Consider the following 21,044-nt stretch of genomic DNA (forward strand, 5'->3'; position numbering starts at 1 on the left):
GGTCCGTCACTCCGTGATGGACCGCGCGAGCGCCCGGGCGGAGAAGCTCACGAAGTACTCGGGTGTGACTTCTTTGGCGATGTTGATGACGATGGTGTCCGACAGGCCTTTGAGTCCGGAGAGCACGAGATGGATCAACGCGGGGTCGTCGATCAACCGGCTCCCTTCGGCTGCAGCAGATTCGGTGAGCGCTCGAATCAATGCCGAGTTGTAGACCGCTACGGATGCGTGAAGTTCCCGCATGCTTTCTCGGTCGGACCCGGCCATGCCTTCGATGTCGCGCCAAGTCGTGGTGAGTCGACCCACCCGTGCCCAGTGCCGAGCAAACTCGGAAATCATGGACTCGAGTAAGGCGCTCAGTCCCTGCTCGCGGGGGAGCGAGTTCACGAAGTCCGCCATTTCCAGCTGACTTTCGCTGAGGAGGGCGGCGAAGATGTCCTGCTTGTCGACGAAGTACTGGTAGATCAGGCCAGTGCTGGTGCCGGCTCGTTTGGCGACAGCGCGGATCGTGAGCGCGGAGTAGCCTCCTTCGTCCAGAAGCGAGATCGCCGCGTCGAGAGTTCGGCGTCGACGCACTTCGGCGTCGCCGTAGATCGACTTGCTGCTGGTACTGCTCATTTGATCACCGTAGTCGCGGTGGTCGGCATCCTCAATTCACATCGAACACTGTTCGTTGTCGAGCGCCGTCCAGAATTCGATGTGACTCAGATCATAGAATGAACATTGTTCGAAATAGAATGAACATCGTTCATTCTGGTGTTACGGTATGGCGCAGACCACATCGAGGCCAGTGCAAAGTGCTGGACACTCTGCGGTCGGCCTGACCTTTCTTCCCGTATCGATCGGGAGGTCTACACAGTTGTGGAGTACCTATGACACGCACTAACGATGAACGCGCGGCGATCGACATCGCCGCTGCGGCTGGAGAACTTCTGCTCGACCATCGGAAATCCCTCGGCGAAAACGACGGTGATGTCGCGACTTTCAAGAACGCGGCCGATCGGCTCAGTCACGAATTCATCGTCGCCGAACTTGCCCGACGCTTTCCTGCGGATGCAGTGCTGTCGGAGGAAGGGGCTGACGACCTCGCGAGGCTGGCTGCGGATCGGGTGTGGATCGTCGACCCTCTCGACGGCACCCGTGAGTACGGCGAGGCCGGACGACCGGACTGGGCCGTTCATGTTGCACTGACCGAAAACGGTGTCCTCACAACCGGTGCGGTCGCAATGCCTGCCCTTGGCGTCACCTATTCGAGCAGCGATGATCGAACCGAACGGGATGCCGCGACGCCGGTTCGAGTCGTCGTATCGCGGACGCGTCGTCCGGAACCGGTCATGCGCATGGCCGACTCGATGGGCGCGGAGTTGATCGAAATGGGATCCGCCGGAGCCAAAGCAATGGCGGTCGTCTCGGGTGAGGCAGACATCTATGCACATGCGGGCGGACAGTACGAGTGGGATTCGGCGGCGCCCGTTGCTGTCGCACGTGCTGCGGGACTGCATGTTTCGCGTATCGATGGCAGCGAACTGCGCTACAACCAGGAAAACCCGTGGTTGCCGGATCTGCTGATCTGCCGACCCGAACTCGCCCCGAAAGCACTGGAGGAACTGGGCCGATGACCGCGACACTGACGCACCTCGAACGACTCGAAGCCGAGAGCATTCACATCATGCGTGAAGCTGTTGCCCAGAGCGAGAACCCGGTGATGTTGTACTCGGTGGGCAAGGACTCCGCCGTGATGCTGCATCTGGCGCGCAAGGCCTTCTATCCGTCGAAGCTGCCGTTTCCGCTTCTGCACGTCGATACCACGTGGAAGTTCCGTGAAATGTACAAACTTCGTGACAGTACCGCTGCTGCAGGCGATCTCGATCTGATCGTCCACACCAACCCGGACTGCGTGAAGCAGGGGATCAACCCGTTCACTCACGGCAGCGCTGTCCATACCGATATGTGGAAGACCGAAGGCCTCAAACAAGCCCTCGATCACTACAAGTTCGACGCTGCATTCGGCGGCGCCCGACGTGACGAAGAAAAATCCCGCGCCAAGGAACGCATCTTCTCGATCCGATCAGCTGCGCACCGTTGGGATCCCAAGCAGCAGCGACCGGAACTGTGGCGGATGTACAACGTCCGCAAAGCGCCGGGCGAGAGCCTGCGCGTCTTCCCTCTCTCGAACTGGACCGAGCTGGATGTGTGGGAATACATACGCCAGGAAGAGATTCCGATCGTTCCGCTGTATTTTGCCGACAAGCGGCCCGTCGTCGAGCGGGACGGTGCGCTGATCATGGTCGACGACGACCGGATGCCGTTGCTGCCGGGAGAGACTCCGGAACTCAAGAGCGTTCGTTTCCGCACCCTCGGCTGCTACCCGCTGACCGGAGCCGTCGAATCGACCGCCACGAGCCTGACCGAGATCATCTCGGAAATGTTGCTCACCACCACTTCCGAACGCCAGGGACGGGTCATCGACCACGACTCCAGTGCGTCGATGGAGAAGAAGAAGCAAGAGGGGTACTTCTGATGACTGTTTCCTCGGATCTGATCGCTGACGACATCGAGGCGTACCTCGAACGTCATGCGAACAAGAGCATGCTGCGATTCATCACGTGCGGCAGCGTCGACGACGGCAAGAGCACCTTGATCGGCCGTCTGCTCTACGAATCGAAACTCGTCTTCGACGACCAGTTGACGGCGCTCGAAGCCGATTCGCGCAAGAGCGGAACCCAGGGGGAGGGGCTCGATTTCGCGCTCCTGGTCGACGGTCTCGCCGCCGAACGTGAGCAGGGCATCACGATCGACGTCGCCTACCGCTACTTCACGACCGAGCGACGCAAGTTCGTCGTCGCCGATACTCCGGGGCACGAGCAGTACACCCGAAACATGGTGACGGGCGCGTCGACCGCCGATCTTGCTGTGATCCTTGTCGATTCCCGCAAGGGGATACTGACTCAGACCCGCCGGCACTCGTATCTGGTGTCGTTGCTGGGGATCAAGCACGTGGTGCTTGCCGTGAACAAGCTCGACCTCGTCGACTACTCGCAAGAGGTCTTCGATGCCATTACCGCGGATTACGCAGAGTTCGCTCACGAGATCGGTCTGGACGGGTTCGTCGCCATCCCGATGTCGGCATACATGGGTGACAATCTCACCGAGCGCAGTGCGAATACCCCGTGGTATTCCGGACCAAGCCTGATCGAGCATCTCGAAAGCGTGGACATCGACGATGCTGCCGCCGCGGCTCCGTTCCGGATGCCGGTGCAGTGGGTCAACCGGCCGGACCTCGACTTCCGCGGATTCTCCGGCCAGATCGTTTCAGGCACCGTATCTCCCGGAGATCCCATCCGCGTGCTCCCCAGTGGAAAGACGTCCACAGTCGAGCGCATCGTGACCATGGGTGGCGACCTCGACGTTGCCGGTGCGGGCCGCTCGGTCACCATCACGCTCGCCGACGAGATCGACATCAGTCGCGGTGATGTGCTGTCCATCGGCGACAATCCGCCGGCCGTAGCCGATCAGTTCGAGGCCTGCATCGTCTGGATGGGTGAGGCTCCCATGCTGCCCGAACGGCCGTTCCTGTGCCAGATCGGTACCGTCACAGTCACTGCGCGCATCACCAAACCGAAACACAAGATCAACGTCAACACTCTCGAGAAGACCGCAACGACTACTCTCGAGCTCAACGAAATCGGTGTGTGCAACCTCAGTTTCGATCGACCGGTCCCGTTCGACCCGTACGTCGGCAACCGTGACACCGGTAGCTTCATCCTCATCGACCGCCTTACCAACGGCACTGTCGGTGCGGGCATGATCACGCACTCGCTGCGTCGATCGGACAACATTCACTGGCAATCCGTCGACGTCGACGAGGCCGCGCACACCAGGCTCAAGGGACACCAACCCGCAGTTCTGTGGTTCACCGGTCTCTCCGGTTCGGGAAAGTCGACCATCGCGAACGATGTCGAGCGTCAACTGCACGCACTCGGCGCGCACACCTACCTCCTCGACGGAGACAACGTCCGTCACGGGCTGAATCGAGACCTCGGATTCACCGAAGCCGACCGCGTCGAGAACATCCGTCGCGTCACCGAGGTCACCCGACTGATGGCGGACGCCGGTCTGATCGTGCTCGCGTCCTTCATTTCACCGTTCGAGGCCGAGCGTCATGCCGCCCGCGAATTGATCGGCGACGAACAGTTCGTCGAAATCTTCGTCGACACCGCGCTTGCCGTCGCAGAGGAGCGAGATCCCAAGGGGCTGTACAAGAAGGCTCGACGGGGCGAGTTGGTGAACTTCACCGGCATCGATTCGCCGTACGAACCGCCGCAGAACCCTGACATTCACATCGACACCAGTGTCACGACGACCGAGGACGCTGCGATCGCGATCGTCGACCATCTCCGCGCCCGCGGAACCATTTCTTGATCCGCCTGAACACGAGGAGCATCCATGCCTGACAGGGCTGAAATAGTTTCTGCCGTAGAAGATTACGTCAAGTGTCTCGGAAGTCACGACGTCGACGGACTGGTTGCGCTGTTTGCGCCCGACGCAGTTCAACACGAACCGCTGGGGGTCCAGACCTACCGCGGAATCGACGAGATTCGCGAATTCGATACCGCGAACGCGCAGGTCGATTTCACAGTCAGCCTGCTCGGTCCGATTTCGGTGACGGGAAAGTACGCAGCCATGCAGCTTCGGGTGCAGCGCGCCGGTATCCCTGACTTCGCTGCCACCGATGTGTTCGAGTTCGACGAGAACGGCAAGATCATCTCCCTGAGTGTTGTTCTCGATCCGCAGGCGCTGTGCTGACCCATCAGGGCCTGCTGGCAGGCAAGGTTGTCGTCGTCTCGGGAGTGGGCCCGGCGCTGGGTCGTTCGATTGCGCTGCAGAGTGCGGCGGCCGGAGCGAAGGTTGTTCTGGCTGCCCGCACACCCGAGCGCTTGGAATCGGTGGCAAGGGAGATTCGAGACCGCGGCGGAATCGCGTTGGCCGTCCCGACGAACCTCACCGACATCGATTCGATCGCTTCGTTGGCGGAGACAACTGTCGCTGAGTTCGGTGCGGTGCATTGCTTGGTGAACAACGCATTTGTTCAACCCGCGCAGGTCCCGCTCCTGGACGCCGACGTGGTGTCCATCCAGTCGGGCATCGACATCAACTTGCTCGCGGCGTTGAACGTCACCAGAGAATTTGCTCCGGCATTGATCGAGTCGCACGGGTCCGTCGTGATGGTCACGTCCATGGTGTTGCGCAACCAGCTTCCCGGGTTCGGGGCCTACCGCATCATGAAATCCGGGCTCCTGGCAATGGCACGCAGTTTGTCGATCGATCTCGGTCCCAAGGGCGTTCGAGTCAATTCGGTTGCTCCCGGCTATATCTGGGCGGACTCGGTCAAGAACATGTTCGAGAAGAAGGCGGCGGCGGCAGGAGTCGACCCCAAGATGATCTACGACGAGATCGCAGCGGGCGCCGATCTGCGCCGATTGCCGGAGCCAGATGACATCGCAAACGCTGTCGTCTTCCTCCTGTCCGATTCAGCGAGGGCCATCACAGGGCAATGTCTCGACGTCAACTGCGGTCACACGCACCACTGATCAACTCATACAAGGACTAGCCATGACACAGGATTACGACGGCATCGGTTCCATCGATGACCTGCACCAGGCTGCGCGCGAGGCGGCCGGGTACGAAAACTTCGGCAGCGAAAGCTATCTCGAAGGACTTCGAGTTCTCCTCGAGTCGTTCCAGAACGAGGCCGACCTCACTCCTCACGGCAAGGTGATCGCTCGCAAGATGATCGTCGGAGCGCTCGCGGGTCGCCTGACCAGTGAGGCCGGATTCGCGAAATATCCAGAGCACGTAAATGTTCCGATCGAACGCCCGATCTTCGTGGTCGGGTTGACCCGCACCGGCAGCACCGCGCTGCACCGTTTGCTCGGTGCCGACCCAGCGCATCAGGGCGCCGAGATGTGGCTCGCCGAGACGCCGCAGCCGCGCCCCGAGCGCGACACGTGGTCGGAGAACGAAGATTACGTTCGCTCCGACGCCTTCTACCGTGCTCGCCAGCGTAACGAGGCAGACCTGATGAAGGTTCATTTCATGGGGGCGGAGGAGGTCGAGGAATGCTGGCGGCTGCTGCAGCAGACGATGCTCTCGACCGCGTTCGAGACGGTGGCGTACGTGCCGAGTTACACCCGGTGGCTGGCGGAGCAGGACTGGACCGAAACATATGCGCGGCACAAGAAGAACCTGCAGTTGATCGGGCTGCACGACCAGGACAGACGGTGGGTGCTCAAAAGCCCGAGCCATGTCTTCGCGATCGACGAGATCATGTCGGTCTATCCGGATGCACTGTTCGTTCGGACCTTCCGAGACCCGTTGACATCGATGGCGTCCACCTTCAGCCTCGTAGAGCAGGGCGGACACGACATGTCGAGGGCCTTCGATCGTCCGGCCATCGGGCGCACGCAACTGGAGTTGTGGGCGCGAGGGAATGCGAACTTCAACAATGCCCGTAGCCGTTACAACCCCGATCAGTTCATCGACGTCGACTACAAGGACTTCATCGCCGATGCGGTCGGCACCGTCGAGAAGATCTATGCACAGTTCGCCCTGCCCTTCACAGACGACGCCCGCGCCGCGGTGGAGGCGTCGCATCAGGCCAGCCTTGCCGAGCACCGTCGTCCGTCGCATCGCTATTCGCTCGAGGATTTCGGCGTGAGCGCTGCCGACGTCGAAGCGAAGTTCGCCACCACACCCTGAAGCCCTCCGGCCCTGTGCGCCTTTTTGGTAGTGCCGACTACCAAAAAGGCGCACAGGGCGAAGCCCCAACCGAAACAAGGAGATTCACATGAATGCTGTTTGGGAAAAGTTCTGCGCAGATCTGCTCGAGGTCGGAAAGGTCCTGGAAGACGAGATCGTCCCTCAGGATCCGCTGACTCAAGCCGAGGGCGTCCGCTACCTGAGTCGGTTGCTTCGGTACGGCACGATCAACTGTGTCGAGTACACCGATCCGCGGTGGCCGCAGTTCTCGTCGGCTCCGAACCCGAACATGATGACGAAGATCGGTGCCGACAACCCGGACAACGTCTACATGCGCGCCAACATTTCCGGTAAGTACAACTACCGGATCATCGGCACCCGAGGCACCGTCCCGCTGATCACCTTCGGCTCGCGCGTAAATCGGTACCACATCGACGGCACCATGCTGCAGACCGGCGATCTGCATATCCACGACCTCGAGGTCGACGAGAACGGCCGTTTCGAGTTCATCGCGAGCGTCGACAAGCCCGATGAGGGCGCTTGGCTGCCTTTGGCGCGCGACAGCAACCTCATCTCCGTTCGGCAAACTCACCAGGATCGACGCAACGAGGTTGTCGGTGATCTGACCATCGAATGCCTGAACCCTGACGGGGAGTTCGTCCCGTTGAGTCCGGAAGAGATCGGCGAGCGTCTCACCAAGTCCGTCGGGATCGTGAAGGGGATGGCGGAGACCTTCCTGGAATGGTCGCGCAAATTCCAGCCGCACACCAACGAGATCTTCGACTGGGGACAGGACTACTTCCAGGATGCCGGCGGCGATCCGACGATCTTCTACTTCCACGGTTACTGGAAGCTCGCCGAGGACGAGGCGTGGGTCATCGAGACCGAGGTTCCGAACTGCGAGTACTTCAACTTCGTGCTGCAGAACTTCTGGGTCGAGTCCCTCGACTACAACCGCACGAACATCTACATCAACAATCACACCGCAAAGCTCAACGACGACGGCACCATGACAATCGTCGTGGCGGCGAAGGATCCGGGTTATGGCAACTGGATCGACACCGATTCGCATGCCGAGGGGACATGGGCGCTGCGCTGGATCAAGGCGGACTCGCACCCGATCCCGACGTCGAAGGTAGTCAAGATCTGACACGCTGGCGGAGATTGGGAACGTATGTACACCAGGAAGATTAGGTTCGGCCCTCGCTTTGTCGCGCTCGGGCTTGCCGGTGCATTGATGTTGGCCGGCTGCGCGTCGAGCAGTGGGGACAACTCGGGATCGGCTTCACCGAGCAGTAGTGGCGCAGCTGGTTTTGTGGGCGCCCCAGATGTGGGGGAGCGGATCGACGGCGGTGTTCTCACCTTCGGGTCCTATTCGTTCCCTTCCTCGTTGGACCCCACGAGAACGCAAGCCGCCGGTTCGACCGGCGGAACCGAAATGGCCGCGATTTACGACACGCTGGTACGCAGCGACTCCACAAACGGGAGCTTCGTGCCACAACTCGCGAAGACACTGTCGAACAACAGCGACTTCACTTCGTACACCGTCACTTTGGCTGATGACCTCACCTTCAGCGACGGAAGTCCGCTCGACGCGGAAGCGGTGAAGTGGAGTATCGATCGATTCGTGGCAGGCAAGGGTGATGTATCGCAGACCTGGCTCAACATCGTGGATCGGATCGAGACGCCCGACGCCACCACAGTCGAATTCGTGCTCGAGCGGCCCTGGCGTCAATTCCCGGCGCTGTTGTCGCTCGGGCCCGGAATGATCGTTGCGCGAAGTTCAGGGGGAGAGGCAGGGTCGGTTTCAGGAACCGGGGAGGGAGCGTTCACACCGATCGGGGCGGGTCCGTTCACCTTGGCCAAGTTCGCCCCGCACGAAGAACTGGTACTCGCCGCACGCACGGATTATCAGGGCGGTAAACCTCCACTGGACACAGTGCGGTTTGTTCCCACGTCGGGTGCGCAGTCTCAGTACGAATCGTTGAAGAGCGGCCAGATCGACATGACGTACATTCTCCGCGACGAGGCCGTGATCGAACAAGCTCTCGACGACGGATACTCGGGTTACCTCAGTCCGACCGGACAGAACGGGATCGGCACGATCAACAACCGTGAGGGCAAGCCCGGGGCCGATGTTCGCGTCCGTCAGGCGATCGCCTACGGGGTGGATCCGGCGGCGGTCAATACCCGGGCGAACAACGGATTGGGCACCGCCAGTTCCGAACTGGTCCCGCAGACGTCACGTTGGTACAACAACACAGCAGGCATTCCGTTCGATCAGGTGAAGGCAAAGGCGCTGCTCGATCAAGCGAAGTCCGACGGGTACGACGGGAAACTCCGCTACCTCACCACCTCGGAGCCGAGCCAACAGGCGACGGCACTGACGGTTCAGGCTTCGCTGAACGCGATCGGTTTCGACGTCACCATCGACTACGCGACCGATGTGACCGATCTGGTTCGACGGGTATACAAGGACCACGATTTCGACATGACCAGAGGTGGCGCTCCGGTCGGAGAAGAAGCGCCGTACCTCAATTTGTACAACAGTATGGCCAGTGATTCGAAGAACAACCCGTCCGGCTTCGCGGACCCGGAGATGGACGCGATGATCACAGCTGTGCAGACGGCATCGACGGACAATGCTGTCCGTGAGGCGATCAGCAAGGTGCAGGAGTACGCCAACGCGACTGTGCCTTACGTGATCTGGGGGCCGGCGTCGGTGTTGACCGCATGGGACGGCAACGTTCACGGCGTCGTTCGCAACATCACCGACATTATGTTCTTGGGCGGCGCTTGGATCTCGCCCAACGGCGAAACGGTGGAACGATGAAGTGGTCCTTGGCGGGTGCGATGATCGACGCGCTGGAACTGTGCGAGTTGGCGCAGGTCGCCGAAGAGGTGGGGTTCGACGGAATCGCGATGCCGGATTCCGTGTTCTATCCGGAGCAGGTGTCGGCGCCGTACCCGTACACTGCTGACGGGAAGCGGATGTGGGCGCCCGAGACGCCGATGCCTGATCCGTTCATTGCCATGGCGGCGATGGCGGCCGTCACATCGCGAATTCAGTTCTACACCAACGTGTTCAAACTTCCACTGCGCGATCCGCTGTTGACTGCCAAGCAGGTCGCGACCATGGCCGTGATGTCGAGGAACCGCGTCGCTCTCGGCGTCGGTTTGTCCTGGATTCCCGAGGAATTCACCTTCACCGGTACCGAGATGCGCACCCGCGGCGCGCGTACCGACGAAGCCATCGAGATCATCAAGGCGGTGTGTGCGGGACGTGGGCCGGAATGGGTCGAATACCACGGCAAGCACTACGATTTCGACGCTCTGATGATCAGTCCTGCTCCGGAGATTCCGGTTCCGATCTACATCGGTGGGCACAGCGAACCGGGGTTGCGTCGTGCAGCCAGGCTGGCTGACGGTTGGATGTCGGTGAACACGACCAAAGCCGAATTAGCCTGCGCCATCGATCGTCTCACGGAATTGCGGGTCGAGTACGGTCGTGCCGATGTTCCTTTCGGCGTCAACGTCTCGCCGACGGATGTTCGTGATCTGGACGGATATCGCGAACTCGAGACTCTCGGAGTCACGGAAATCAGAGTTTTGCCCTGGTATCACTACGGAGTTGACTCCGGTGATCGTCAGGGACGACTCGACTCCGTTCGGCGGTTTGCCGAGGAGGTCATCGCTCAGTACTGATCGATCAGCGTCTGCATCGCCCGGCCGTAGAGTTTTGCCAACTCGTCGCGATCTGCGGACTGGGGGATACTCTCGTCGCTGAGGACGCTCAACAGCCCGGACACCTGGGCGGAGACCAGGAGTGCGCGGGTGTACGCGTCTTCGCCGTCTAGACGAGCGGCGAGATTGGTGGCGAATACTCCGGTCATGTCTCGGAGTCGCTCCCGGATGCGTGGACTGTCCGACGCTCGCATGAGCGCTGTGTACACCGACAGCATCCGGGCGTCGGCCTTGCCCAGGACGAAGGCGGCGATTCGCTCACCGAGGGTGTCGAGTGGGCCGTCGAACTGGCCTTCGAAGTAGTCCGCAACCGGCGTGGTTTCCAGGAACAGTGCTTCTTTGGACCCGAAATGCCGGATGACCAGGGCCGGATCGATTCCGGCAACTTTGGCGATGGCGCGAACTGACGTGCCGCCGAACCCGTGCTCGCCGAACAGTTGGAACGCCGCCGCGCGAATCGCCTCGGATGTCGAGGGTTGCTCCTGCTCTGGCGTGTGCCTCGTGGGTGTCACGACATCGACCTCTGTGCTCGCTCGCCGACCGCGTTGTCAACGGCGTTGACTATAACGTGTCAACGGTGTTGACTGTTGAGTCTGTCAACGGTGTTGACAGCTAGATGCGGTTAGTGAAGAGAGCGTGGAATATGACAGATACCGACGTCCGAGTACCCAGCGAAGAAGTTGTCGATCCGCCGACCAATTGGAAGATGGTGGGCAGTGGACTCGCATTTCCGTTGTTCTTCGTCATCATGTTCTGCCTGTGCTACGTCAGCGCCTTCCATTCGCCGACGCCGAATCAGGCACCGATCGTGGTGGTCGGGTCGCCGTCCGTCACGGCCCCGCTGATCGACGGAATCCAGGCTTCGTCGGGTGACAAGTTCGACATCGTTGCCACAGCCAACGCCGCCGACGCACTCTCTCGGATCGACAACCGCGATGCGATCGGCGCCATCGAGATCGGTGACACCGTGACCGCACATATCGCCACCGGCGCGGGCGCCTCGACGGTTTCCGTGGTGAGCAGCTTGGCGCATTCGGTTGCGGAGCAGACGGGGCAGCAGGTCACGGTGATCGACTCGGCGCCTGTCACGGCGCGAGACTCCTCGACCGTCGGACTCTTCTACTTCCTGATCGTCTGCACCCTCGGTGGCTACCTGACCATCACGGTGCTCAGTCAGGTTGCGCCGAGAATGCGGTTGCGAGAGCAGTATTCGATCCTGGCCGGTGCGGCGATACTCACCCCGCTCATAGCCTTCGGCATCACCAGCATCTTCATGCACGCCTTCGGGGCGTCATTCGGCCAGATCCTGCAACTGCTGGGAATCTCGATGGTTTACACGTTCACCGTCGGTGCGGTGAGCATTCTGCTCAATCGACTGCTCGGCCAAGCCGCGATCTTCGCGGTGCTGACGGTGCTCGTTTTCATCAACTTCCCGAGTTCGGGTGGTGCCATTCCGGTGTCGTTCCTGCCGGGATTCTGGCAGCACATCCATTCGTTCTGGCTCGGATCGGCAGCCATGGAGCCCATCCGCTCCGTCATCTACTTCAGTGGCAACGGCGCCGGACCGCACCTGCTCGTTCTGGGGATCTGGCTGGTCGCGGCACTCGGCCTGACCGGACTGCTCGCCTCTCGCCAGTCGAAAAAGGCAGCAGCGCACTGAGTGTGGTGGGGCCGGCGATTGCCGACCCCACCCGAACCCTTTACTTCAGCCGTACCGCGTCGGTGCCCGGTCCGTCGAGCATCGCGGACCCCAGCAGGATGTCCGGAATGCCGAACCCGTCGATCAGTGTCTCGACGTGGGGGCGCAGGGTGCGGCAACGCTCGTTGATTCCGCGCGTCACGGCCTTCGAACGCTCCACCGACAGATGCCGGTGCTCCATGAACCAGGCCTTGTCCTCTTCGATCACGGACAGTGCGTAGAGATCGCACACCTCGCCGAAGAGTTCCTTTGCGGTCTCGTCCTCACACGAGTCGATGCCGGCGACGAATGCTTCCAGGATGACGCGCTCGATGTGCGCCTGAGCGGCTTTGAGCACGTGGTCCTGCACGAAGTTGAACGCGTCGAACGGGTTCTCCTCGCGCTTCTGCGCTGCCTGCAATCGCCTTGCCGCAGTGGCGAGTAGGTACTCTTCGCGGTCTTCGAACATCTTCATCTGGGTGCCGCGATTGAAGAGGCTGCCGTCCTCTTCGTTGTCCTGGCGAGTGTCGACGATCGTCTGCAGGATCTGCTGCGCTGCCGTGCGTTTCTTGACCACGTCGGAGACCGTCGTAGCGGCGAAGCGCATCCAGTCGACCGGGCTCATGCCGCGGACTTCGTCGGCGTAGGAGGTGAGGAGTTCTTTTGCGACCAACTGCGTCAGAACGTGGTTGTCACCCTCGAACGTGGTGAAGACGTCGGTGTCCGCCTTGAGTGCGGTGAGGCGGTTCTCGGCGAGATAGCCTGCGCCGCCGCAGGCTTCGCGTGCCTCCTGGATGGCCCGAGTGGCATGCCAGGTGTTGGCGGCCTTGAGTCCGGCGGCGCGACCTTCGAGTTCGCGCTGCTCCTGCGGATCCGGGTCGTCGCTGCTCTGGATGTCGTGCATCGCGGCTACGAGTTCGTTCTGTGCGAACTGCAGAGCGTACGAGCGGGCGATCAACGGCAGCAGACGCTTCTGGTGGACGAGGTAGTCCATGATCAGGACTTCGTCGTCACTCTTCGGAGCACTGAACTGCCTGCGCTGCAGGGCGTATCGACCGGCGATGGCCAATCCGACGCGGGCGGCCGCTGCCGCGGAACCACCGACGGTGACACGTCCACGAACCAGTGTGCCGACCATCGTGAAGAAACGACGGTTCGGGTTCTCGATCGCCGAGCTGTACGTGCCGTCCTCGGCGACGTCGGCGTAACGGTTGAGTAGATTCTCACGCGGGATGCGGACCTGGTCGAAGACGATGCGGCCGTTGTCGACTCCGGGCAGTCCACCCTTGAGCCCGCAGTCGGACGTCGTGACGCCGGGGAGGTCGTTGCCGGCGTCGTCACGAATCGGCACGACAAAGCAGTGGACGCCCTGACTTTCGCCTCCGGTGATCAGCTGTGCGAACACCGCTGCGACGGTGGCGTGCTGGGCAGCGCCGCCGATGTAGTCCTTGCGAGAGGACGGAGTGGGGGAGTTGACGACGAACTCGCCCGTCTCGACGTCGTAGGTCGCCGTGGTTTCGAGTTCCTGGACGTCGCTGCCGTGACCGGTCTCGGTCATCGCAAAGCAACCGAGCAGGTCCAGATCGATCAGCGGCTTGACGTACGCCTGGTGGTGACGCTCGGTGCCGAGGTTTTCGATGGCGCCGCCGAACAGACCCCACTGGACGCCGGCCTTGACCATCAGTGAGAGGTCGGACATCGCGAGCATCTCGATGCTGGTGACGGCGCCACCCGCGTCGCCCGTTCCGCCGTGAGAGACCGCGAAACCGTTTGCGGCGTACCCGAGATCGGCGAGGACCCGCATCTGTTCGAGAGCCTTGGAGCGCGCAATGGCGGTGTTGGGTGTGTAGTGCGGAGCAAAACGTTCGTCGTTCAATTCGCCGCGAACGCGCTCACGCACCTCCCGCCAGCGTCCGTCGAGTGTTGTCCTGAGGTGGTCCGCTGTGGTGGCCATGGAACCGACGATAGCGCGTAGCGCACCGCGGGCAACCCGGTTCGATCCCAACCTCACATTCAGCAGGAGCCCGCGGCACCCGCTTCGATTCCTTGGCGGAAGAGTTCCTTCTCGCTCTCGGACATAGCCTGGTACGAAGGGTCGTTCTCGACGATCTTCAGGAAGTCGGCGCCCGCCGTCTGGGTCGACGTGTCGCCGCTCTGAACACGCTGCTGAACGTAGACGGACACCGCCGAACACCCGCCGAGAAACGCGGGGTCGGTGCTCGTCGCCGCGGTGGTTCGAGCCGAGTCGGTGGCACTCGGCGGCGACGAAACTGTCGCCTTGTCGTCGTTCGAAGCGTCCGAACCACACGATGTGAGAAGAATCGCAGCCGAGACCATCAGCGTCGTCAACAGTCGCTTCATGCCCGGAATCGTCTCACGCGGGGCCCGGTTCGACCGGAAAACTCGCCTCGAGCACCGAAGTCCTACACCCTGTCGTTGTCAGATTCGACAGAACTGGGACACTGGAAGCCGTGACTGTGTCTTCCGGTGATCCCGACGTGCATGCAACGAACTCCGCTCGGCTCTTCGAACGTGCCGGCAACGTGATTCCGGGTGGCGTCAACTCGCCCGTCCGCGCGTTCGGTTCGGTCGGCGGAACACCGCGATTCATTCGCGAAGCATCCGGCTACACCCTCACCGACGTCGACGGAAACAACTACGTCGACCTGGTGTCGTCCTGGGGTCCGATGATTCTCGGGCACGCTCACCCGGCAGTCGTCGAAGCAGTTCGCGAAGCAGCCCTCGGAGGTCTCTCCTTCGGTGCGCCGACCGAAGGCGAAGTTGCTCTCGCCGAGGAAATCGTCGCCCGCGTCGCGCCCGTGGAAAAGGTTCGTCTGGTCAACTCCGGAACCGAAGCCACGATGAGCGCAGTCCGCCTCGCCCGCGGATTCACCGGGCGGACCAAGATCGTCAAGTTCTCCGGTTGCTATCACGGCCACGTCGACGCCCTTCTCGCCGACGCCGGATCCGGCCTCGCGACGTTTGGGCTGCCGACCTCTCCCGGCGTGACCGGCGCTCAAGCAGAAGACACCATCGTCGTGCGCTACAACGATCTCGACGCGGTGGCCGCGGCCTTCGCGGCCAATCCCGGCGCCATCGCGTGCGTCATCACCGAAGCTGCCGCCGGAAACATGGGCGCCGTCGCACCGCTTCCCGGTTTCAACGAGGGTCTGCGTCGTCTCACCCGTGAGCACGGCGCACTCCTGATCATGGACGAGGTGATGACCGGATTCCGCGTCAGTGCCTCGGGTTGGTACGGCATCGACAACGTCGCAGGCGACCTCTACACCTTCGGCAAGGTCATGAGCGGCGGCCTGCCTGCCGCAGCATTCGGCGGCCGCGCCGACATCATGGGCCACCTCGCACCGGACGGTCCCGTCTACCAGGCAGGCACCCTCTCGGGTAACCCCGTAGCCGTCGCCGCCGGACTCGCGAGCCTGCGCGCCGCCGACGCCGAGGTGTACGCCAAGCTCGGCCGGAACGCGACCGCCCTCGGCGACCTCATGACCCAAGCACTCACCGCCGAAGGCGTCGAACACCGAGTGCAGTACGCAGGCACCTTGGTGAGCGTGTTCTTCACCGAGAACACGGTGACCAACTACGACGAAGCCAAAGCCGCGCAGACCTGGCGATTCCCCGCCTTCTTCCACGCGCTGCTCTCCCGCGGCGTGTACCCGCCGCCGAGCGCGTTCGAAGCGTGGTTCGTCTCCGCAGCCCTCGACGATCGAGCCTTCTCGATCATCGCCGACGCCATGCCTCACGCAGCCAAGGCCGCAGCTGCTGCCGTCAAGCCCTGAGCAGTTCCAGTTCCAGAACACCGCACGCTTCCGACATCCATCATCTTCAGCGAGGACCCTCGACTGTGACCGACGCCGATCACCCCGACCACACGTCCACCCGCACCATCGTCCACGTCCTGCGCCACGGCGAAGTACACAACCCGCGCGGGATCCTCTACGGACGGCTCCCGGGTTTCCGGTTGTCGGTGGCGGGCGAAGCTCAGGCTCGTGCGGTCGCGTCGGTGCTCGCCGATCACGACATCACCCACGTGGTCGCGTCGCCGCTGCAGCGGGCACAAGAGACCGCGACTCCGATCGCCGAGGCACACAAGCTCGACATCGTCACGGACGAAAACCTGATCGAGGCAGGCAACGAGTTCGAGGGTCTCAAGGTTGCCGTCGGGGACGGTGCGCTCTCGCGTCCGCGTCACTGGTGGAAACTGCGTGACCCGTTCACCCCGTCCTGGGGCGAGCCCTACCTGCAGATCGCCCATCGCATGCTCGCAGCCGTCAATGCCGCACGCGTCGCGGCAGTCGGACACGAAGCCGTCGTCGTCAGCCATCAACTTCCGGTCTGGACACTGCGTCGATTCCTGCAGGGCGAGCGTCTCTGGCACGATCCCCGTCACCGTCAGTGTGGACTGGCCTCGTTGACTTCACTGGTCTACGAAGGCGACACCCTGGTCGACATCGTCTACTCCGAACCTGCCGGCGCCTCCGACCCGAGAGTGACAGGAGCATGATTTCGCGCCGCATCGCCGCAGCATTCGCAGCCGCTGCGTCGGCGATGCTTCTTCTCTCGTCCTGCGCGACCGGCGATGACGCCGTCGCACAGGGCGGAACTTTCGACTTCGTCTCACCGGGCGGACAAACCAAGATCTTCTACGATCCGCCGTCCGACCGAGGCACCATCGGCAAGCTCTCCGGGCCCGACCTGATGAACGAAGGTCAGAAGGTCGGTGTCGAGGACTTCGAGGGCAAGGTCGTCGTTCTCAACGTCTGGGGTCAGTGGTGCGGACCGTGCCGCGCCGAAGCCGACGACCTGGAACAGGTCTACGAGCAGACCAAGGATTCGAGCGTGCAGTTCCTCGGCATCAACGTCCGCGACGACACCAAGAACAAAGCGCAGGACTTCGTGGTCGACAACAAGGTCTCGTACCCGTCGATCTACGACCCGTCGATGCGTTCGCTGATCGCCCTCGGTGACGGCTACCCCACGTCGGTCATTCCGACGACGATCGTCCTGGACCGCCAGCATCGCGTCGCCGCGGTGTTCCTCCAAGAACTTCTCGCCGAGGATTTACTGCCCGTCGTCCAGCGAGTAGCTCAGGAAGACGCGCAGTAAAGATGACAACCACGACCACTACGCTGCTGGCCGGCAGCGACACATTGAGTGCCGGTGTGGGCGAAGCGTTTCAGAACGCGGCGTCGTCCGGTCCGCTTCTGCTCGCCCTCGGCGCCTGTGTGCTCGCCGGTCTGGTGTCGTTCGCTTCACCGTGCGTCGTGCCGCTCGTTCCCGGCTACCTGTCCTACCTGGCCGGCGTCGTCGGTGCCGACGCTCCCGCGATCACCGCCGAAGAGGCGAAGACGCGGACGATCACCCGGAGCAGTCGACTGAGGGTGGCCGGTGCGGCCGGACTGTTCGTCGCGGGCTTCACCGTTGTGTTCGTCCTCGCGACCGCGTCGGTATTCGGCGTGATCTCCACGCTGCTCGTCAACCGCGAGGTCCTGATGCGAGTGGGCGGTGTCGTCACCATCGCAATGGGTCTCGTCTTCATCGGGCTGATTCCGGCGCTGCAGAAGGACGTTCGTTTCGAACCGCGTCGCGTGTCGTCACTGGTGGGTGCGCCGCTGCTCGGGGGAGTGTTCGCTCTGGGCTGGACGCCGTGCCTCGGTCCGACATTGGCAGGCGTGATGTCCGTAGCGGCGGGAACCGACGGGATGACCGCCGCGCGTGGTGTCACGTTGATCGTCGCGTACTGCATCGGACTCGGCCTGCCGTTCATCATCTTGGCGCTGGGATCGGCGCGCGCGCTGACCGGCGTCGGCTGGTTGCGTCGTAATGCACGCACCATTCAAATTTTCGGCGGAATCATGTTGGTGGCAGTGGGAATCGCCCTCGTCACCGGCGCGTGGGACCAGTTCGTCGGCTGGGTTCGCGACGCATTTATCTCGGAGGTGACGCTGCCGATATGACAGCTGACGACAATAACGACCACCCGAAACCCGTGCTGCCGAAGCAGTCGGTGATCGGTCGAGTCGTTGCACTCGGGCGCAACACCTGGCGCGGGCTCACCTCGATGCGGACCGCGCTGGTACTGCTGTTCCTCCTCGCGCTCGCTGCGATCCCCGGCGCCCTGCTGCCACAGCGAACCCTCAACGAGGGCAAGGTCACCGACTACATCGCCGCGCGTCCGACGCTCGGTCCGTGGATGGACCGCCTCGAATTGTTCGACGTGTTCAGCAGTTTCTGGTTCACCGCGATCTATGCATTGCTCTTCATCTCGCTGGTCGGCTGCATCCTGCCGCGTTGCGTGGAGCACGCGAAGGCGCTGCGCACCCGTCCGGTGAATGCGCCGCGCAATCTTGCTCGCCTGCCGCACCACACCACGAGCGTCGTGGACGGCGAGACTCCCGACGAACTTGCTGCCCGGGTGTCGAAAGAACTGCGCGGGTGGCGCGTCGAAACGCGTCGCGGCGATTCGAAATCACGACGCGAAGGCGAGATCACCATCTCGGCGGAGAAGGGATACCTCCGCGAGTTCGGCAACCTCGTGTTCCACCTCTCGCTGGTCGGATTGTTGATCGCGATCGCCGCGGGCAAGTTGTTCGGCTACGAGGGCAATCGCATCGTCATCGCCAACGACGGCCCCGGGTTCTGCACGACCTCGCCGGCAGTGTTCGACTCCTTCGTCGCCGGTCTGAGCCTCGACGGCACCGGCATGACCCCGCTGTGTGTACGTGTGAAGAATTTCCAGGCCGACTACCTCGAGACCGGTCAGGCCGAGATGTTCACCTCGGACATCTCGTACCAGGCAGGCGACGACCTCGAGTCCGATACCTGGCGGGACACGACCATCCAGGTGAACCACCCGCTGCGGATCGCCGGCGATCGTGTGTACCTGCAGGGACACGGATACGCGCCGACGTTCACCGTCACGTTCCCGAACGGTGAGACCCGCACCGAGACGCTCCAGTGGCGTCCGGACGACGCCACGACGTTCCTGAGCAGTGGCGCGATGCGCTTCGACCCGCCGGGCGGCATGTATCCCGATGCGGACGAGCGTCGGAAGAATCAGATTGCCATCGAAGGATTGTTCGCGCCCACCGCGCTGTTCCACGGCAACCTGCTGTCGTCGAGTTACCCGGCGATGAACGATCCGGCAGTCGCCATCGACATCTACAAGGGCGACACCGGACTCGATACCGGTAACCCGCAATCGCTGTTCGAACTCAACACCGAACTGATCAATCAGGGCCGACTGGTCAAGCAGGATCGAGTCAATCTGTTTCCGGGGGAGAGCGCGACGCTTGCCGACGGAACCCAGGTGCGATTCGATGGTGCCGTCGACTTTGTGAACCTGCAGGTCTCCCACGATCCCGCTCAGGTGTGGGTGTTGGTTTCGGCGTTGACCATGATGGCGGGCCTACTCGTCTCGCTCGTGATCAAGCGTCGCCGCGTCTGGGCACGTATCTATCCAGATGACGAACGACGTACTGTAGTAGAACTTGGTGGGCTTGCCCGCACCGACCACGCAGGCTGGGGCGACGAGTTCGACCGCCTCGCCGACCGCTTGCTGAAAAGCAATCCGACCACCGCGGTGAACCAACCGCACGCGCAGGAGAACGCCCGATGACAACGAACGAGACACTCGCGCAGTACAGCGACTGGGCCTTCAAGTCCGCCTTCACCGTGCTCGTGCTGGCGTTTGTGCTGCTCATCGTGCAGTACGCGTCGGCCAGAGCAAAGGCGGTTCAGGACAAGGAACTGGTCTCCGCCGGCGGTGTCGACGCATCCGTGCCTGGCAGGGTCGCGGAGACTCCGAGCAAGTCGCTCTCGGAACGATTCGGCGGAATGGGCCGAGCTGTCCTGGTCGTCGGAACGGTGCTGATCATCGCGTCGATCGTGCTCCGCGGATTTGCGACGGAACGATTCCCGCTCGGCAACATGTACGAATTCGTGGCGATGGCGTGTGCGGCGTCGTTGCTGGTCGGGCACGTCCTGTTGATCAAGCCGGCGTACCGTCCGATGTGGGTCTTCTTGCTGGTGCCGGTTCTGATCTTGATGTTCCTCGCCGGCACGGTCCTCTACGCCGACGCGGCTCCCGTGGTGCCGGCGCTACGCTCGTACTGGCTTCCGATTCACGTGACGATCGTCAGCGTCGGCTCCGGAATCTTCATGATCGGCGGTATCGCGAGCCTTCTGTTCCTGCTGCGACTGAAGTTCCCGCCCGGTGAGGAAGGCACGAGCATCGGTGGCCGGATCGCAGAGCGACTGCCGGATGCCCAGACTCTCGACCGCTTGGCGTACAAGAGCACGATCATCGCGTTTCCGCTGTTCGGCGCCGGCGTCATCCTCGGTGCCATCTGGGCGGAAGCTGCGTGGGGACGCTTCTGGGGTTGGGATCCGAAGGAGACGATGTCCTTCATCGCCTGGGTGATCTACGCGGCCTACCTGCATGCGAGGGCAACCTCCGGGTGGCGGGAGACGAAGGCCGCCTGGATCAACATCGCCGGTTTTGTTGCGATGCTGTTCAATCTCTTCATCATCAACATGGTCGTCTCCGGCTTGCACTCCTACGCGGGACTCACCTGATCCTCTCGAGGTACCGTGGGTGGCTGCCGACCGGTCTGTAGGTATTACCGGTAGGTACGTCAGGGGCGGGCAACAGTTACGATGCAGCTTGGCGAATTACTAGCTGTCTGGTAGCTGTGGGATCGACGAGGGGGAGCGGCGAGATGGCCGACAAGATTGAAGACGCCGGAGCAGGATTGTGGGAGCCGGTGCGCCCTGCCGAGCCGACGCGGCGCGAGCCGCGCGCATCCGCGCCCGAGCCGTCATCGGACTCGGTTCCCAGCGACGT

Annotated in this window: 20 protein-coding genes; 16 read left to right on the forward strand and 4 right to left on the reverse strand. The window is 62.4% G+C overall.

Annotated features, from left to right (window positions below):
* Window positions 1-6 precede the first annotated feature (6 nt).
* Window positions 7-618: a TetR/AcrR family transcriptional regulator gene (locus P0M12_RS20610; protein ID WP_003942004.1), complete on the reverse strand. Its 612-nt coding sequence runs from the start codon at window positions 616-618 to the stop codon at window positions 7-9.
* A 254-nt stretch (window positions 619-872) separates the two neighbouring features.
* Between P0M12_RS20610 and P0M12_RS20615 the strand changes: the two genes are divergently transcribed.
* From P0M12_RS20615 to P0M12_RS20655, 9 genes are all read left to right on the forward strand, one after another.
* On the forward strand, window positions 873-1,619 hold the full coding sequence (locus P0M12_RS20615) for a 3'(2'),5'-bisphosphate nucleotidase CysQ (protein ID WP_064074197.1): 747 nt from the start codon (window positions 873-875) through the stop codon (window positions 1,617-1,619).
* A complete protein-coding gene (gene cysD, locus P0M12_RS20620; protein WP_019744365.1) occupies window positions 1,616-2,521 on the forward strand; it encodes a sulfate adenylyltransferase subunit CysD in 906 nt (301 codons plus the stop codon). Before P0M12_RS20615 ends, cysD begins: the two co-directional genes overlap by 4 nt.
* On the forward strand, window positions 2,521-4,422 hold the full coding sequence (gene cysN / locus P0M12_RS20625) for a sulfate adenylyltransferase subunit CysN (RefSeq protein WP_065352126.1): 1,902 nt from the start codon (window positions 2,521-2,523) through the stop codon (window positions 4,420-4,422). The genes cysD and cysN overlap by 1 nt, the downstream gene beginning before the upstream one ends.
* Window positions 4,423-4,446: 24 nt before the next feature.
* Window positions 4,447-4,806, forward strand: a complete 360-nt coding sequence (locus P0M12_RS20630; protein WP_003942015.1) for a nuclear transport factor 2 family protein — start codon at window positions 4,447-4,449, stop codon at window positions 4,804-4,806.
* On the forward strand, window positions 4,800-5,591 hold the full coding sequence (locus P0M12_RS20635) for an SDR family oxidoreductase (RefSeq protein WP_277376761.1): 792 nt from the start codon (window positions 4,800-4,802) through the stop codon (window positions 5,589-5,591). The genes P0M12_RS20630 and P0M12_RS20635 overlap by 7 nt, the downstream gene beginning before the upstream one ends.
* Before the next feature lie 22 nt (window positions 5,592-5,613).
* Window positions 5,614-6,759 carry a sulfotransferase gene (locus tag P0M12_RS20640; protein ID WP_277376762.1) on the forward strand — a complete coding sequence of 382 codons (1,146 nt, stop codon included), beginning with the start codon at window positions 5,614-5,616 and terminating at the stop codon, window positions 6,757-6,759.
* An 88-nt stretch (window positions 6,760-6,847) separates the two neighbouring features.
* Window positions 6,848-7,909 carry a DUF1214 domain-containing protein gene (locus P0M12_RS20645; protein WP_277376763.1) on the forward strand — a complete coding sequence of 354 codons (1,062 nt, stop codon included), beginning with the start codon at window positions 6,848-6,850 and terminating at the stop codon, window positions 7,907-7,909.
* A 24-nt stretch (window positions 7,910-7,933) separates the two neighbouring features.
* Complete coding sequence (locus P0M12_RS20650; RefSeq protein ID WP_277376764.1) at window positions 7,934-9,592, forward strand: ABC transporter substrate-binding protein; 1,659 nt, start codon at window positions 7,934-7,936, stop codon at window positions 9,590-9,592.
* Window positions 9,589-10,464, forward strand: a complete 876-nt coding sequence (locus P0M12_RS20655) for a TIGR03619 family F420-dependent LLM class oxidoreductase (RefSeq protein ID WP_081557560.1) — start codon at window positions 9,589-9,591, stop codon at window positions 10,462-10,464. The genes P0M12_RS20650 and P0M12_RS20655 overlap by 4 nt, the downstream gene beginning before the upstream one ends.
* Here P0M12_RS20655 and P0M12_RS20660 read toward each other — a convergent pair.
* Complete coding sequence (locus tag P0M12_RS20660) at window positions 10,455-11,015, reverse strand: TetR family transcriptional regulator (protein WP_003941925.1); 561 nt, start codon at window positions 11,013-11,015, stop codon at window positions 10,455-10,457. The genes P0M12_RS20655 and P0M12_RS20660 overlap by 10 nt on opposite strands.
* A gap of 131 nt (window positions 11,016-11,146) precedes the next feature.
* Here P0M12_RS20660 and P0M12_RS20665 point away from each other — a divergent pair, with 131 nt between their 5' ends.
* Window positions 11,147-12,163 carry an ABC transporter permease gene (locus P0M12_RS20665; RefSeq protein WP_003941940.1) on the forward strand — a complete coding sequence of 339 codons (1,017 nt, stop codon included), beginning with the start codon at window positions 11,147-11,149 and terminating at the stop codon, window positions 12,161-12,163.
* 40 nt (window positions 12,164-12,203) lie between these two features.
* On the opposite strand, the gene P0M12_RS20670 is transcribed toward P0M12_RS20665, so the two are convergent.
* Window positions 12,204-14,135: an acyl-CoA dehydrogenase gene (locus tag P0M12_RS20670; protein ID WP_024487810.1), complete on the reverse strand. Its 1,932-nt coding sequence runs from the start codon at window positions 14,133-14,135 to the stop codon at window positions 12,204-12,206.
* Window positions 14,136-14,194: 59 nt separating this feature from the next.
* Window positions 14,195-14,542: a hypothetical protein gene (locus P0M12_RS20675; protein ID WP_007735283.1), complete on the reverse strand. Its 348-nt coding sequence runs from the start codon at window positions 14,540-14,542 to the stop codon at window positions 14,195-14,197.
* Window positions 14,543-14,652: 110 nt separating this feature from the next.
* Here P0M12_RS20675 and hemL point away from each other — a divergent pair, with 110 nt between their 5' ends.
* From hemL to ccsB, 6 genes are all read left to right on the forward strand, one after another.
* Window positions 14,653-15,978, forward strand: a complete 1,326-nt coding sequence (gene hemL, locus P0M12_RS20680) for a glutamate-1-semialdehyde 2,1-aminomutase (protein ID WP_037129903.1) — start codon at window positions 14,653-14,655, stop codon at window positions 15,976-15,978.
* A 65-nt stretch (window positions 15,979-16,043) separates the two neighbouring features.
* A complete protein-coding gene (locus P0M12_RS20685; protein ID WP_003941868.1) occupies window positions 16,044-16,703 on the forward strand; it encodes a histidine phosphatase family protein in 660 nt (219 codons plus the stop codon).
* Window positions 16,700-17,305 carry a TlpA disulfide reductase family protein gene (locus P0M12_RS20690; protein ID WP_192712107.1) on the forward strand — a complete coding sequence of 202 codons (606 nt, stop codon included), beginning with the start codon at window positions 16,700-16,702 and terminating at the stop codon, window positions 17,303-17,305. Before P0M12_RS20685 ends, P0M12_RS20690 begins: the two co-directional genes overlap by 4 nt.
* Window positions 17,306-17,307: 2 nt before the next feature.
* Window positions 17,308-18,156: a cytochrome c biogenesis CcdA family protein gene (locus tag P0M12_RS20695; protein WP_007735278.1), complete on the forward strand. Its 849-nt coding sequence runs from the start codon at window positions 17,308-17,310 to the stop codon at window positions 18,154-18,156.
* Window positions 18,153-19,817: a cytochrome c biogenesis protein ResB gene (locus tag P0M12_RS20700; protein WP_042453041.1), complete on the forward strand. Its 1,665-nt coding sequence runs from the start codon at window positions 18,153-18,155 to the stop codon at window positions 19,815-19,817. The genes P0M12_RS20695 and P0M12_RS20700 overlap by 4 nt, the downstream gene beginning before the upstream one ends.
* The gene (ccsB, locus tag P0M12_RS20705; protein WP_047268895.1) at window positions 19,814-20,776 is read left to right on the forward strand and encodes a c-type cytochrome biogenesis protein CcsB; all 963 of its coding nucleotides are present in this window, start codon (window positions 19,814-19,816) and stop codon (window positions 20,774-20,776) included. The genes P0M12_RS20700 and ccsB overlap by 4 nt, the downstream gene beginning before the upstream one ends.
* The last annotated feature ends 268 nt before the right edge of the window (window positions 20,777-21,044 follow it).

It is taken from the genome of Rhodococcus sp. RCBS9, assembly GCF_029457415.1.
GTDB classification, from domain to species: domain Bacteria; phylum Actinomycetota; class Actinomycetes; order Mycobacteriales; family Mycobacteriaceae; genus Rhodococcus_F; species Rhodococcus_F qingshengii.

Coding starts and splice junctions, on each gene's coding strand:
- P0M12_RS20650 (WP_277376764.1), top strand. CDS start 7,934: ATGTACACCAGGAAGATTAGGTTCGGCCCTCGCTTTGTCGCGCTCGGG.
- cysN (WP_065352126.1), top strand. CDS start 2,521: ATGACTGTTTCCTCGGATCTGATCGCTGACGACATCGAGGCGTACCTC.
- P0M12_RS20695 (WP_007735278.1), top strand. CDS start 17,308: ATGACAACCACGACCACTACGCTGCTGGCCGGCAGCGACACATTGAGT.
- P0M12_RS20690 (WP_192712107.1), top strand. CDS start 16,700: ATGATTTCGCGCCGCATCGCCGCAGCATTCGCAGCCGCTGCGTCGGCG.
- P0M12_RS20675 (WP_007735283.1), bottom strand. CDS start 14,542: ATGAAGCGACTGTTGACGACGCTGATGGTCTCGGCTGCGATTCTTCTC.
- P0M12_RS20670 (WP_024487810.1), bottom strand. CDS start 14,135: ATGGCCACCACAGCGGACCACCTCAGGACAACACTCGACGGACGCTGG.
- P0M12_RS20665 (WP_003941940.1), top strand. CDS start 11,147: ATGACAGATACCGACGTCCGAGTACCCAGCGAAGAAGTTGTCGATCCG.
- P0M12_RS20655 (WP_081557560.1), top strand. CDS start 9,589: ATGAAGTGGTCCTTGGCGGGTGCGATGATCGACGCGCTGGAACTGTGC.
- P0M12_RS20630 (WP_003942015.1), top strand. CDS start 4,447: ATGCCTGACAGGGCTGAAATAGTTTCTGCCGTAGAAGATTACGTCAAG.
- P0M12_RS20645 (WP_277376763.1), top strand. CDS start 6,848: ATGAATGCTGTTTGGGAAAAGTTCTGCGCAGATCTGCTCGAGGTCGGA.
- P0M12_RS20700 (WP_042453041.1), top strand. CDS start 18,153: ATGACAGCTGACGACAATAACGACCACCCGAAACCCGTGCTGCCGAAG.
- P0M12_RS20615 (WP_064074197.1), top strand. CDS start 873: ATGACACGCACTAACGATGAACGCGCGGCGATCGACATCGCCGCTGCG.
- cysD (WP_019744365.1), top strand. CDS start 1,616: ATGACCGCGACACTGACGCACCTCGAACGACTCGAAGCCGAGAGCATT.
- P0M12_RS20640 (WP_277376762.1), top strand. CDS start 5,614: ATGACACAGGATTACGACGGCATCGGTTCCATCGATGACCTGCACCAG.
- P0M12_RS20610 (WP_003942004.1), bottom strand. CDS start 618: ATGAGCAGTACCAGCAGCAAGTCGATCTACGGCGACGCCGAAGTGCGT.
- ccsB (WP_047268895.1), top strand. CDS start 19,814: ATGACAACGAACGAGACACTCGCGCAGTACAGCGACTGGGCCTTCAAG.